This window comes from Rhizobium aouanii (genome assembly GCF_037002925.1).
GTDB classification, from domain to species: domain Bacteria; phylum Pseudomonadota; class Alphaproteobacteria; order Rhizobiales; family Rhizobiaceae; genus Rhizobium; species Rhizobium aouanii.
Genome location: NZ_JBAMYD010000028.1, coordinates 54,401 through 67,613 on the forward strand (window position 1 = coordinate 54,401; position 13,213 = coordinate 67,613).

The 13,213-nt window shown below is 61.2% G+C and carries 14 protein-coding genes and 1 pseudogene; 10 read left to right on the plus strand and 5 right to left on the minus strand.

Annotated elements, in window-relative coordinates; all coding sequences use genetic code 11:
• Both cysD and V8P77_RS32625 read right to left on the minus strand, forming a co-directional pair.
• On the minus strand, positions 1-954 hold the full coding sequence (gene cysD, locus V8P77_RS32620; protein ID WP_003546395.1) for a sulfate adenylyltransferase subunit CysD: 954 nt from the start codon (positions 952-954) through the stop codon (positions 1-3).
• 113 nt (positions 955-1,067) lie between these two features.
• Positions 1,068-1,808 (minus strand): phosphoadenylyl-sulfate reductase, encoded by a 741-nt coding sequence (locus tag V8P77_RS32625; RefSeq protein ID WP_335916426.1) that lies wholly within the window; start codon positions 1,806-1,808, stop codon positions 1,068-1,070.
• A 420-nt stretch (positions 1,809-2,228) separates the two neighbouring features.
• Here V8P77_RS32625 and V8P77_RS32630 point away from each other — a divergent pair, with 420 nt between their 5' ends.
• The 6 genes from V8P77_RS32630 (at position 2,229) to V8P77_RS32655 (ending at position 4,949) form a co-directional block, all read left to right on the plus strand.
• On the plus strand, positions 2,229-2,675 hold the full coding sequence (locus V8P77_RS32630) for an RrF2 family transcriptional regulator (RefSeq protein WP_027664993.1): 447 nt from the start codon (positions 2,229-2,231) through the stop codon (positions 2,673-2,675).
• 95 nt (positions 2,676-2,770) lie between these two features.
• Entirely contained in the window at positions 2,771-3,157 is a 387-nt protein-coding gene (locus V8P77_RS32635) for a DUF6152 family protein (RefSeq protein WP_335916429.1), read from the plus strand.
• Positions 3,158-3,176: 19 nt separating this feature from the next.
• A complete protein-coding gene (locus tag V8P77_RS32640; protein WP_335916430.1) occupies positions 3,177-3,650 on the plus strand; it encodes a DUF6644 family protein in 474 nt (157 codons plus the stop codon).
• A 118-nt stretch (positions 3,651-3,768) separates the two neighbouring features.
• Positions 3,769-4,050: a YlcI/YnfO family protein gene (locus tag V8P77_RS32645; RefSeq protein WP_335916448.1), complete on the plus strand. Its 282-nt coding sequence runs from the start codon at positions 3,769-3,771 to the stop codon at positions 4,048-4,050.
• A complete protein-coding gene (locus tag V8P77_RS32650; protein ID WP_335916431.1) occupies positions 4,047-4,346 on the plus strand; it encodes a type II toxin-antitoxin system RelE/ParE family toxin in 300 nt (99 codons plus the stop codon). The genes V8P77_RS32645 and V8P77_RS32650 overlap by 4 nt, the downstream gene beginning before the upstream one ends.
• A 195-nt stretch (positions 4,347-4,541) precedes the next feature.
• Positions 4,542-4,949 carry a helix-turn-helix domain-containing protein gene (locus tag V8P77_RS32655; protein WP_335916433.1) on the plus strand — a complete coding sequence of 136 codons (408 nt, stop codon included), beginning with the start codon at positions 4,542-4,544 and terminating at the stop codon, positions 4,947-4,949.
• Positions 4,950-5,017: 68 nt separating this feature from the next.
• Here the strand turns inward: V8P77_RS32655 and betA are convergent, their stop codons facing one another.
• The 3 genes and pseudogenes from betA to betI all read right to left on the minus strand — a co-directional run bounded on the left by betA (position 5,018) and on the right by betI (position 8,971).
• Positions 5,018-6,670, minus strand: coding sequence for a choline dehydrogenase (betA, locus tag V8P77_RS32660; RefSeq protein WP_335916435.1), 1,653 nt, complete (start codon positions 6,668-6,670; stop codon positions 5,018-5,020).
• Between the two features lie 197 nt (positions 6,671-6,867).
• Positions 6,868-8,331 (minus strand): betaine-aldehyde dehydrogenase, encoded by a 1,464-nt coding sequence (gene betB / locus V8P77_RS32665; RefSeq protein ID WP_335916436.1) that lies wholly within the window; start codon positions 8,329-8,331, stop codon positions 6,868-6,870.
• Positions 8,328-8,971, minus strand: a pseudogene (gene betI, locus V8P77_RS32670) (transcriptional regulator BetI). Before betI ends, betB begins: the two are co-directional and overlap by 4 nt.
• 138 nt (positions 8,972-9,109) lie before the next feature.
• Here betI and V8P77_RS32675 point away from each other — a divergent pair.
• The 4 genes from V8P77_RS32675 to V8P77_RS32690 all read left to right on the plus strand — a co-directional run bounded on the left by V8P77_RS32675 (position 9,110) and on the right by V8P77_RS32690 (position 13,181).
• Positions 9,110-9,664, plus strand: a complete 555-nt coding sequence (locus V8P77_RS32675) for an HdeD family acid-resistance protein (protein ID WP_335916438.1) — start codon at positions 9,110-9,112, stop codon at positions 9,662-9,664.
• 212 nt (positions 9,665-9,876) lie between these two features.
• Positions 9,877-10,119, plus strand: a complete 243-nt coding sequence (locus tag V8P77_RS32680; protein WP_335916439.1) for a ribbon-helix-helix domain-containing protein — start codon at positions 9,877-9,879, stop codon at positions 10,117-10,119.
• Positions 10,120-10,232: 113 nt separating this feature from the next.
• Positions 10,233-12,104, plus strand: a complete 1,872-nt coding sequence (locus V8P77_RS32685; RefSeq protein ID WP_335916440.1) for a GGDEF domain-containing protein — start codon at positions 10,233-10,235, stop codon at positions 12,102-12,104.
• A 78-nt stretch (positions 12,105-12,182) separates the two neighbouring features.
• Positions 12,183-13,181 carry an NAD(P)H-quinone oxidoreductase gene (locus tag V8P77_RS32690; RefSeq protein ID WP_335916442.1) on the plus strand — a complete coding sequence of 333 codons (999 nt, stop codon included), beginning with the start codon at positions 12,183-12,185 and terminating at the stop codon, positions 13,179-13,181.
• The last annotated feature ends 32 nt before the right edge of the window (positions 13,182-13,213 follow it).

Genomic DNA, 13,213 nt, shown 5'->3' on the forward strand with positions numbered 1-13,213 from the left:
TCAGAAATATCCTTCACGCTTCTTCTTTTCCATGGAGCCGGACTGGTCGCGATCGATGGCGCGGCCTTGGCGTTCGGACACCGTTGCAATTTCGAGTTCGGCAATCACCTCTTCGAGGGTGGTGGCCTGTGAGCGGATGGCGCCGGTCAGCGGGAAGTCGCCGAGGGTGCGGAAGCGGATCATGCCTTCCTGGCGGACTTCGCCGGGAAGCAGTTCCAGGCGCGGATCTTCGGCCAGGATCATCATGCCGTCGCGCTCCACGAAGGGCCGCTTCTTGGCGTAATAGAGCGGCACCAGCGGAATGTCCTCGGCCTGGATGTAGCGCCAGATATCGACTTCGGTCCAGTTCGACAGCGGGAAGGCGCGCACGCTCTCACCCTTGCGGATCATGCCGTTATAGATGTTCCAGAGTTCCGGCCGCTGGTTGCGCGGATCCCAGCGATGATCGGGCGTGCGGAAGGAATAGATCCGCTCCTTGGCGCGGCTGGCTTCCTCGTCGCGCCGCGCGCCGCCGAAAGCGGCGTCGAACTGGCCGGCATCGAGCGCCTGGCGCAGGCCTTCGGTCTTCATGATGTCGGTGAAAGCAGCCGATCCATGCGTGAACGGCGTGATGTTTTCGGCCTTGCCGCGCGGATTGATGTGCTCGATCAGGTCGAGATCGTACTTTTTCGCGGTTTCGTCGCGGAAGGCGATCATCTCGGAAAATTTCCAGCCGGTGTTCACATGCAAGAGCGGGAAGGGCACGCGGCCGGGATAGAAGGCCTTGCGCGCCAGATGCAGCAGCACCGAGGAATCCTTGCCGATCGAATAGAGCATGACGGGACGCTCGAATTCGGCCGCAACCTCGCGGAAGATGTGGATGGATTCGTTTTCCAGCGCTTTCAGATGCGGGTCGAGCGGCGCCTTGGCGCTCTGCGGATTGCTGAGTTCCGTATCCGGACGGCTATCGGGCATGTTTTACTCCAGACTATCGATCCTTTGCGGGTGCCCGCAAAGCAATTCCTTGATGTTGGTTTTCCCAAGGCTGCGGCGGTCGCCGCGCCCTGATTGGGAAAGCCGTGGGGGATTTATTGTGCGGCGATCGCTGCGGCCTCTTCGGCGACATGCAGGCCGCATTCGCGCGTTTCGTCCTGCTCCCACCACCAGCGGCCGGCGCGTTCCGGCTCGCCGGGCTTGATCGCCCGCGTGCAGGGCTCGCAGCCGATCGAGGGGTAACCGCGGGCGTGCAACGGATTGACCGGCACACCGTTTGCGGAAACGAAGGCCTTGATCGCCTCCAGGTCCCAGTCGGCGAGCGGATTGACCTTCAACAGATGGCGTTCGGCGTCATATTCGGCAAAGGGCGTTTCGGCGCGGTTGGCCGATTGGCCACGGCGCAGGCCGGTGATCCAGATCGCAGCACCTTCGAGGGCACGCGCAAGCGGCTTCAACTTGCGCACGCCGCAACAGGCATGCCGGGCCTCGACGCTCTCGTAGAAACCGTTGAGGCCGTATTGCGCCGCATAGGCGTCGATATCGGCCTTTTCAGGCTCGAAACGATGGATATGGATGTCGTACTGGCTTTCGGTCTCTTCGATCAGCGACAGCGTCTCGGCAAACAGCCGGCCGGTCTGCAGCGTCGCGATATCGATCGGCAGGCGGTGCGTGCCGATCTCGGCGGTGATCACCTGGTCCTCGATGCCGAGTGACGTCGTGAACACCACGCGGCCGCCAAGGCCGGAGACCAGCGACAGACGTCCGGCAAGGTCGAGACCCGCCAGTCGGTCGTTCAGCGCTTCGGCCTCTGCGATGGGATTGTTAACAGTCATGAGAATCCTGTCCTTTGTTGACCGGAGTATCGCAGTTCGCGCATGGATCGGACAGAAAAAGGGATTTCGAAAGCTGCGGCCGGAGGAGCAAATATCTCTCCGAAGCTGCCGCGATGCAGAAAACCAGCCGCCTGCGGATGAAAATTCACATCGGCAGCTCGAATGTCTATAGAAATAGTAGAGTTACACGCAGCCTGTCAATCCGAAATCTGAAGTGATGCCGAAAATGGTGCAGAAGGGGCGGTTTTGGCATAGATTAGGAGAGCTTGGCCGAGGGCGAAAAACAAGGCCAAAACGCTTGTCTCTCAAGGCTTTCTCCGGCGCGTTCAAATTCCGTTCATGCTGGTTGTGCCATAGAGGCAAAAGTACTTCCGTAGCGGTGCGAAGATTCGTGCCGCCTGTGTGTGTCGATGGTCAAAAATGATTACGCAAAAGGCGAAATATGCGCTGCGGGCGCTCACGGTCTTGGCTGATGCCGATGCCGACGAACCGGTGATGATTTCCGATATCGCGGCGCAGCAGAAGATCCCGAAGAAGTTCCTCGAACAGATCCTGCTCGACCTGAAACATCACGGCGTCGTCGCCAGCCGCCGCGGCAAGCAGGGCGGTTATCTCCTGCTGAAGCCTGCCCAGACCATCACCTTCGGCGAGATCCTGCGCATCATCGACGGTCCGATTGCGCCGCTTCCATGCCTGTCGATCACCGCCTATAGAAGGTGCGACGATTGCGACGGCGAACAGAACTGCCAGATCCGCCATGTCTTCGCCAAGGTCGCAGACGCCACCCGCAAGGTGCTGTTCTCCACCACCATCGCCGATGCCATCGCCCCAAAGCACAGCGCCGAAGTCACTCGACTGCTGGCTTGAGCATACGCCCGCCTCTTGCTTCAAGATTTGGTGAAATCCCTTTTCTTCCAGTCGGGATGCTCCACCTGCCTGCTCATGCTGGTAGGGAGAATATCATGCTTGGAATTTCAGCACAGCGAGTAGTGGCTGCGGCCATACTCTCGGCGGCCCTAGCGACAGGCGCTGCCGCTCATCACGGCTGGTCGTGGGCCGAGGCGGATCAGATCGAGCTACGCGGCACCATCGAGAAGATCTCCATGGGCGGACCACATCCGACGCTCGATGTCGCCACCGCCGATGACGGCGTCTGGCTCGTCGAACTCGGCAATCCGCGCCAGACGGAACGCTCCGGCTTCGTCGAAGGCGTGGCCAAGCCCGGCGACCAGGTGGTGGCCCTTGGAAACCGTTCGCAGGATCCAAAAGAGAAGCGGCTGAAGGCCGTGCGCCTCACTATCGGCGAGAAGCGCTACGATATCTATCCCGACCGCATCAAGACGAACTGACCTCTGGGCGAACTGAGCTGTGATCGACATTCTCGAATGGCTGTCGGCAACGACGCCTGCGCTCGCGCTCCGGCGCTCCGGAACGCTCTACATGTTCGTCAACGCAGCCCATATCCTGGCGATCGGCCTCTTGGTCGGCGCCATCCTGCCGCTTGATCTGAGGCTCGCCGGCTTCTTCCGCAAGGTGCCGGTTGAGATCGTCGCGCCGTTTCTGTCACGCGCCGCCGGCGTCGGCCTTGCCGCGGCTGTTGTCACCGGCTTCTGCCTCTTCAGCGTCCGGGCGGTCGAATATGCCGCCAATCCCGCCTTCCTTGCCAAGCTTTGCCTGATCGCCATCGGCCTTCTCAACCTGTCGATCGTTCATTTCGGGCGAGGCTGGAAAACGGCGGTGTCGACAGGCATCGTCCGGCCCGGCCTGCGCTTCTCCGCCGCCCTGTCGGCCGCCATCTGGATCGCCGCCGTGATCGCCGGACGGTGGATCGGATTTCTCTGATGTGATCGCTCCCGATTTTCTCAACCGCGGTGCATATGAATTGCGTCAGGTGGAGGGAGTTGAATATAACACGAAGATCCATCATATTGCATTGCAATTGCAACGCACGAGGAACGTCATGAAAACGGCATCTCTCCCGTCCCTTCGCGTGGATCCTGAATTGCGCGCTGCCGCCGAAAGCGTTCTCAAAGAAGGCGAGAGCTTGTCGTCGCTGATAGAGGACTCTCTCCGCCGCCAGATCGATTATAGAAAGACCCAAGCGGAGTTCATCGCACGGGGTCTGGCTGGCTTGGCGGACGCAGAGCGGTCCGGTGTGTTTTACACAACGGACGACATTCAGGAGTTGATGCGCAAAAAGCTTGAAAAGGCGAAAGCCCGTAAAGCAGCACGGCAGAAATGACCTTCGAGCTAAAGTATACCCAGACCTTCTATGGAGATCTGGACCGGCTCGCCGATTTTTTGATCGAACATGATCCGGATTTGGCCGAACGTGCGATCAACGCCATCCAAAAAGCGCTGATGATACTCCAGGATTTTCCGCTTATGGCCAGACGCGCATCTGCGGATGATCCTTTGCTGCGCGAACTCGTCGTACCATTCGGTTCAGCCGGGTATGTCATTCTTTTCAAAGTGATGAACGAAACGAGCGTCATTGTGCTTGCCGTCCGTCACCAGCGCGAAGAAGATTACCACTGACTATCCTTCGCTGACGGCCGTGCGCGGGTTGACGCGGGGTTCCTGGTTCGAGCGCGCTAGCGATTGTTTGCGCACCGCATTGGCGGCAACAAGCTGCGCTTGATCGCGGTGGTGCACTATAAATTTAGGAAGGTCTATATTAGCGGATTATGGATCATGCCGAGTACGACAAAGGAGCATGGAAGGGTTAGGCCGATGAGCGCACTTGTAAAACTGCTGAGCGAGCACTGGACGCATGTGGCTCCTCTTCTTGCCATGCCGGCCAATGAAGCTGAGTATGATCATCTCGTAAAGCAACTTGACGAGATCCTGGCTGAAGTCGGCGACGACGAGGATCATCCTTTGGCGTTGCTTGCGTCTCGCATGGCGGACCTTGTTGAGGCCTATGACGAGCAACACCGCCCAATGCCTCCGGTGACCGGCGCCGATGCACTCCGTTATGTCATGGAGGAGCGCAGCCTTGGCCAGTCCGAGCTGCCGGAAGTGGGCGCTCAGTCCGTCGTGTCTGAGATTTTGAGCGGGAAGCGACAAATCAATGTTCGACAAGCCCGCGCGCTGAGTGAGCGATTTCTGATACCGGCATCCGTATTTCTATCGCTCTGACGATAGACATTCCCGACGACCAGCGACTACCGGTCGGCGGCAGTTGCTGCCCAATAGCTCTCTACGCTTCAGCGGTCGCTCACCGCCCAGCGCGGATTGACCCACGGTTCCTGGTTCGAGCGTGCCAGCGGCTGTTTGCCGAGAATATGGTCGGCCGCCTTCTCGCCGGTCATGATCGAGGGGCCGTTCAAATTGCCGTAGGTGACATGCGGGAAGATCGAGCTGTCGGCGACGCGCAAGCCATCGATGCCGATCACCCGCGTTTGCGGATCGACCACCGCCATCGGATCGTCCTTGGCGCCCATCCGGCAGGTGCCGCAAGGGTGATAGGCGCTTTCCAGATGTTCGCGCAGGAAGGCGTCGATCTCATCGTCGCTTTGCACGCCTTCACCCGGCTGGATCTCCGGCCCGCGATAGTCGTTGAAGGCGCTCTGACCGAAGATTTCGCGGGTGAGCCGCACGCAGTGGCGGAATTTCTCCCAATCCTCCGGATGGCTCATATAGTTGAAGCGCAGCACCGGATCGGCCTTGGGGTCGGCGGAGCGCAAGCTCACGCTGCCGCGCGATTTCGACAGGTTGTAGCCGACGTGAACCTGGAAGCCGTGGCTCTTCGCCGCCGCTTTGCCGTCATAGCTGATCGCCACCGGCAGGAAATGATACTGGATATCAGGCTGCTTCAGCCCCGGCGCCGAGCGCAGGAAGGCGCAGGCCTCGAACTGGTTGGAGGCGCCGAGCCCGCCGCGCGAGAGCAGCCATTGTGCGCCCGCCACCCCCTGCCAGAACCACGGCAGCCAGGAATAGAGCGACACCGGCTTGGTGCTCACCTGCTGGAAGTAGAATTCCATATGGTCCTGTAGATTGGCGCCGACGCCCGGCCGGTCGGATTTCACCGCAATGCCCATGTCCTGCAGATGTTGGCCCGGACCGATGCCCGACAGCATCAGCAGCTTCGGTGAGTTGAACGAGGAGGCCGAAACGACCACCTCGCGGTTCGCCTTCACCACCTCGATCCTGCCGTTGCGTTCGATCTCGACGCCGGTCGCCCGCCCGTCCTCGATCACGATCTTCTGCGCCAAGCCGTAGACGATCCTGACATTCTGCCGTTTCAGCGCCGGCCTCAGATAGGCGTTGGCGGCAGACCAGCGGCGGCCGCCGAAGATGGTCTGCTCCATCAGCCCGAAGCCTTCCTGCTTGCTGCCGTTATAATCCTCCGTCGTCTCGAAGCCCGCCTGTTTGCCGGCCTCGACGAAGGCGCGAAACAGCGGATTGGTGAAGCCGCCGCGCTGGACGTGCAGCGGCCCGTTGGTGCCGCGCCAGCCTTCTTCGCCGCCATGCGAATGTTCCATCCGCTTGAAATAGGGAAGCACGTCGGCATAGGCCCAGCCGCTGGCGCCAAGCTCCTCCCAGCGATTGAAATCCTCGGCATGGCCGCGCACATAGACCATGCCGTTGATCGAGGAGGAGCCGCCGATCACCTTGCCGCGCGGCGCAGTGATGCGCCGATTGTTGAGGTTCGCCTCCGGCTCGGACAGATAACCCCAGTTATATCTCTTCATGCTCATCGGCCAGGCGAGTGCCGCCGGCATCTGGATGAACGGCCCAAAATCGCTGCCGCCCGCCTCGATGACGAGGACGCTGTTCTTGCCATCTTCCGACAAGCGGTAGGCGAGGGCGGAGCCGGCGGAGCCCGAGCCGATGATGACGAAATCTGCTTGTTGCATGACGTTCCCTTAGATTCTTTTGCAACGGTTCGAAGACCCCGCCCCAACCCCTCCCCACAAGGGGGAGGGGCTTAACTTGCCGCTTCGCCTCACTTCAAATCAGCGCCACAAGCGATGGGATCGAAGGAGGATAAAACCGGTGCCGCATGCTAGCCCCTCCCCCTTGTGGGGAGGGTTGGGGAGGGGTCTTGCACTCTTCAATAAGGCGCCACCACCGGCCCCATGCCCACATAGACCGTCTTCAGCTCGGAATAATGCTCCAGTGCGGCCAGTGAATTCTCGCGGCCGAAGCCGGATTGTTTCGAGCCGCCAAAGGGGATTTCCACCGGGCAGAGATTATAGGTGTTGATCCACAGCGTGCCCGCCTCCAGCCGGTCGACGACGCGGTGGGCGCGGGTGAGGTCGGCGGTGAAGACGCCGCCGGAAAGGCCGAATTCGCTGGCATTGGCGCGCGCGATCACCTCGTCCTCGGCGTCGAAATCGAGCACTGACATGACCGGCCCGAAGATCTCCTCGCGGGCGATGGTCATGTCGTCGGTGACGTCGGCAAACACAGTCGGCTGCACGTAATAGCCTTCGCCGGAGACATTGTTCGGAATGCCGCCGCCGGCAATCAGTGTCGCGCCCTCGGCCTTGCCCTTCTCGATGTAGGAGATCACCTTCTCGCGCTGCGCCCAGGAAACCATCGGCCCCACCTGCGTCGCCTCGTCCATCGGATCGCCGATCAGCATCGCCTCGGTGCGGACCTTCAGCCGCTTCAGGAATTCGTCCTTGATCGCCTTCTGCACGAAGACGCGCGTGCCGTTCGAGCAGACCTGGCCGGTCGAATAGAAATTGCCGAGCATGGCGCCGCCGACTGCCGAATCGAGATCGGCATCGTCGAAGACGATGAGCGGCGATTTGCCGCCGAGTTCCATCGTCACGTGCTTGAGGTTGCCGGCGGCAGCCGCCGCCACCCTGCGCCCGGTCGGCACCGAGCCGGTCAGCGACACCTTGGCGACGTCTGGATGGTTGACGAGCAGCGGCCCGGTGTCGCGGTCGCCCTGGATCACATTGAAGAGCCCCTTCGGCAGTCCCGCCTCGTGCAGGATCTCAGCGATCTTCAGCGCCCCGAGCGGCGTGTTCTCGGACGGTTTGAACACCATGGCGTTGCCTGAGATCAGCGCCGGCGCAGCTTTCCAGCAGGCGATCTGCTGCGGATAGTTCCAGGCGCCGATGCCGACGCAGACGCCGAGCGGCACCCGCTTGGTATAGGCGAAATCCTGGCCGAGCGGGATCTGCGAACCGTTGAGGCCGGCCGGCGCGATGCCGCCGAAGAATTCGAAGGCATCGGCACCCGAGGTCGGGTCGGCGACAACAGTCTCCTGGATCGGCTTGCCGGTATCGAGCGTTTCCAGTTCGGAGAGCGCCCGGTTTCTCTCGCGCATGATGTCCGCAGCCCGTTTCAGGATGCGCCCGCGCGCCATCGGGCTCATCGCCGCCCATTCCGGCTGGGCGCGTTTGGCCGCGGCGATCGCCCGTTCGACGATCACGGGCGTTGCGGCATGCAGCCGGGCGATCACCTCGCCGGTCGCAGGATAGAGACTCTCGATGACGGTGCCGTCGGTATCCTCGATATATTCGCCGTCGATGAAGTGCGAGGCTTTCGGCTGGGCTTTCATGTCATTTGTCCCTTGGGTGGTTCGATATGGTCGTCCCTTCTCCCCGCTGGGGAGAAGGGGAGGCGTCGGCCAAAAGCGCATTCAGATAATCTTCCGTCAGCGCGATCGAGGCTTCAATGCCGATCGGCGCCGATTTCAGACTTTGCCTGATATAGAGCCCGTCGATCATCGCCGCAGCGCCTTCGGCGATGCGTTCTGCGGCGCCGGCGGGCAGCAGCGCCTTGAGATCGGCCAGCAGATTGGAGCGCAGCCGCCTGGCATAGATCACCAGGAAACGCCGCGTCTCTTCCGAGCGCTGCGCTTCGGCGTAAAAGGCAAGCCAGGCGGCAATCGTCTCCGGCGCGAACTGGTCGGCGTGGAAGCTGACGCGGATGACGGCCGAAAGCCGCGCGCGCGGCGTCCTGGCTGCCTGAAGTGCCGCCACAGTGTCGCTGCGTAGCTGTCTTAGAAGCGAGCGGATCGTCTCGATCAGCAATTGTTCCTTGCTGCCGAAATAATGATGCGCCAGGGCTGGCGACACGCCGGCCTGCCGGGCGATGTCGGACATGGTGACGGTTAGCGAGCCGTGATCGCCGATCACCCGCAGCGCCGCATCGACAAGCGCCTTGCGGCGCACCGGCTCCATTCCGACCTTTGGCAACAGACCACTCCTTGAAATCAGCGACAGGTTATTTTTGATTGACTGATCAATCAATAAAAATCTTTAGCGATTTGCTCGAACCCAGATCTTTCCCTGCCGAATTGCTGCAGCATATTCGAATCTGTCAGGAGGTGCGTCATGGCAGATGTCTTCGAGGGAACGCCGACATCGTCGCTGCAGTCGAAATGGATCTGGTTCGCCGGCCTTGGCGTGCTGTTGCTCGTCTGCGGTCTGATCGCGCTCGGCAATCTGATGCTCGCCACCGTCGTCTCGGTCTATTATGTCGGCATGCTGATGCTGTTCGGCGGCGTGATCTATCTCGTCCATGCCTTCCAGGTGCGCGGCTGGGATCATGTGCTGTTCTGGGTGCTGAGCGGCCTGCTCTATGTGCTTGCCGGCATCTGCGCCTTCATCAATCCGATCCTGACCTCGGCGGCGCTGACGCTGTTTCTGTCGCTGGCTCTTGTCGTTGCCGGCGTCTTCCGCACCTGGGTCGGCATGCGCATGAAGCCGGTCAAAGGCTGGCGCTGGATCGTCGCAAGCGGCGTCATCACCGCCCTTGCGGGTTTCGTCATCGCGCTCGGCTGGCCGGTGAACAGCCTGTGGATCCTCGGCCTGTTCCTGGCCGTCGATCTCATCGTCCAGGGTTCGACGTTGATTGCCTTCGGGCTCGGCATCCGCAGTTCAAACTGATGCCGCAGACCGTTCCTTTTGGACAAGACCCGTTCTTTTTTGACAAGACTATGACGGAGGATTAGACTTAAGGGGTTACGGACCAATCCCAGCACATGGATGGTCCGATGTGCGAATGCACCAAGGCACCGGCGACATCGCCGAGAATGCTGAAAATGGTCATGCGTCCCCCAGAGGCAGGGTTCTGCCTGATCAGAAAAGGGAGGAAGTTCATGCCGATGGTCACCGTTTCCATCTCTCCGCAACAGGCCGCGGGCATCCGCGCCGCCGTCGACAATGGCGGTTATGCCTCGAGCAGTGAGGTTGTCCGCGAGGCGCTGCGCCTCTGGGATAGCACCCGCAAACTCAGCGAATTCCGGGACGATGTTCTCGACGACGAGGGTGGTCCGTCCGGCGGCAAGTGCGTCGCCGACATGTTCGCCGATCACGAGGCGGAGCGCCGTCGCTCCGCCTGAACAAGCATTTGATTGCGTTGGAAAAATTGAATAAACGCGGAACGCGTGGAAGTCCCTTGCGCCTTTCACAAAACTTTCACATTGGCGAAAGAGTTCATTGACCCTTCTGCGGCATGTTCCTGGCGAAAAAGAACAAGTCACAGTGGAGATCAGCCGCAATGAAGACCGGCCACGTGAAGATGTCCTTGGCTGCCACCGTCGCGCCGGATGTCCTGCGCCGTTACGCCAGCGATCAGATCGTAACCCTTGCCAAGCTGGTGGTCGAGAATGCCTTCCAGCCGATCGTCGAGGCCGGCACCGGCACGGTTTTCGGCTACGAATCCCTGATGCGCGGCCAGGATCGCATCGGCTACGAGACGCCGGTCGACATCCTCGACGAGGCTCACCAGGCCGGCCAGCTGCTGCAGCTCGAACAGATGGTCGCCAGCCGCGCGCTCGCCAAATTCGCGACGCTATCGAATTTCTCCACCTCGACGCTGTTCCTCAATCTCGATGTCCGGCTCATTCCACATGGCGAAAGCCTGGTCGAGACCCTGCTGCAGCATCTGCGCAAGGCCAATATTCCGCCATCCTCCGTCTGCTTCGAATTCTCCGAACGTTTCGACAATACCAACGTGCCGGAATTTTCCGGCCTGGTTTCCAGGCTGCGCAAGGCCGGTTTCAAGCTGGCGATCGATGATTTCGGCGTCGGTCACGGCGAGATGAAGCTGCTCTGCGATTATGCCGTCGATTATCTCAAGATCGACCGCCATTTCGTCGCCGAGATCGACCGCAGCCCGCGCAAGCGCCATCTGTTGAAGAGCATCGTCAACATCGCCCATGTGCTCGGCACGCGCGTCATCGCCGAAGGCATCGAGACCGAGGCCGAATTCATCGCCTGCCGCGAATATGGTGTCGACCTCGTCCAGGGCTGGTTCATCTCCCGCCCGACGACGCATATATCGGAGCTGGTGCCGTCCTTCCCGCATCTGCAGGAACTCGGCAAGAGCAAGCGGGGCAGCCAGTCGCTCGACGAAATCCTCATCCGCAAGCAGATCGAGCTGCTGCCGACGGTCTACGAGAATGACAGCATCGACAGCGTCTTCGAACTCTTCCGTCGCAATCCGCGCCAGGCCTACTTTCCCGTCCTCAACGCCAATGACGAGCCGCGCGGCATCATCCACGAGCATCATCTCAAGGAATATATCTACCAGCCCTTCGGCCGAGATCTCCTGAAGAACAAGATGTACGAGCGCTCCATCTCGCATTTCGTCGAGATGGCGCCGATCGTCGGCCTCGACAGCGACGCCGAGCAGCTGATGGCGATCTTCGCCAATATGGAAGGCAGCAACTGCCTGATCCTGACCGACAACATGCGTTATGCCGGCGTCGTCTCAGCCGCCTCGCTGATCAAGGTCATCAACGAGAAACAGCTGAAGACCGCGCAGGACCAGAACCCGCTGACCGGCCTGCCGGGCAATCGCGCCATCCGCGATTTCATGCGTCAGTCCGGCCGCGACGGCGATGAGCTCCGCCATTTCTGCTATTGCGACTTCGACAATTTCAAGCCGTTCAACGATGCCTACGGCTTCCATCTCGGCGACCACGCGATCTCGCTGTTTGCCGCGCTGATGCGCCGCTATTTCTTCGCCGAGCGCCATTTCCTCGGCCATGTCGGCGGCGACGATTTCTTCATCGGCGTCCTCGGCTGGACCAAGGAAGAGCTGACGGAGATCCTCGACCGGTTGATCAGCGATTTTCATGACGATGTGCGGGATTTCTATTCCGATGAGGACCGCGCCGCCGGCCGCATCCTCGGTCACGACCGCACCGGCGCCGAAGCTTTGTTCCCGCTGATGCGCTGCTCGATCGGCGTCATCGAACTGCCGGAAGGCCTCGTCATCGACGATATCAACCGCGTCAGCGCCGAAATCGCCATCATCAAGTCGGCCGCCAAGGACAGCGAGGAAGGTCTCGCCTTCCATTTGCTGGGCGAGGCGAATTGACGCCTTTGCCACATCGTGCCTTCCCAAGCCTGCGGGGCTGATTTATTCCGGTTGCTTCCGATTAGGGAGGAGCCGGTCATGCCATTGCCTCAGGATATGCGTTTCGTCGATCTGCCGTCCTTCGGCGGACCGGAGGTGATGACGATCGGCAGGCGTCCGCTTCCTGTGCCCGGCGACGGAGAGGTCCTGGTGCGCGCCGAGGCGATCGGCGTCAACCGTCCTGATATTGCCCAGCGCCAGGGCAGCTATCCCGCGCCGAAAGGTGCGAGCCCGATCCTCGGCCTGGAATTGTCGGGCGAAATCGTTGCCGTCGGCCAGGGCGTCAGCGGCCATGCCGTCGGCGACAAGGTCTGCGGCCTCGCCAATGGCGGCGCCTATGCCGAATACTGCCTGCTGCCGTCGGGCCAGATCCTGCCCTTTCCCCAGGGCTATGACGCCGTGAAGGCGGCGGCTTTGCCTGAGACCTTCTTCACCGTCTGGGCCAATCTCTTCCAGATGGCCGGGCTGACGGAAGGCGAGAGCGTGCTGATCCATGGCGGTTCCAGCGGCATCGGCACGACGGCGATTCAGCTCGCCCGCGCCTTCGGCGCAGAGGTCTATGCGACGGCAGGCTCAAGCGAGAAATGCGAAGCCTGCGAGAGGCTCGGCGCCAAGCGGGCGATCAACTACAGGAGCGAGGACTTCGCCGAGGTGATCAAGGCCGAGACCGGCCACGGCGTCGATATCATCCTCGACATGATCGGCGCATCCTATTTCGAGCGCAACATCGCCTCGCTGGCGAAGGACGGCTGCCTTTCGATCATCGCCTTCCTCGGCGGCGCTGTCGCCGAAAAGGTCAATCTCTCGCCGATCATGGTCAAGCGCCTGACCGTCACCGGCTCCACCATGCGCCCGCGCACGGCGGAGGAAAAACGCGCCATCCGCGACGACCTGTTCTCCGAAGTCTGGCCGCTGCTGGAAGCCGGCACCGTCGCCCCCGTCATCCACCAGGTCTTTGCCTTCGAAGAGGTCATCGAAGCGCACCGGCTGCTGGAAGAGGGCAGCCATGTCGGCAAGGTCATGCTGCGCGTCGGCTAGCCCGAATCTCTCAAAGTAAGGGGTGCATCGGA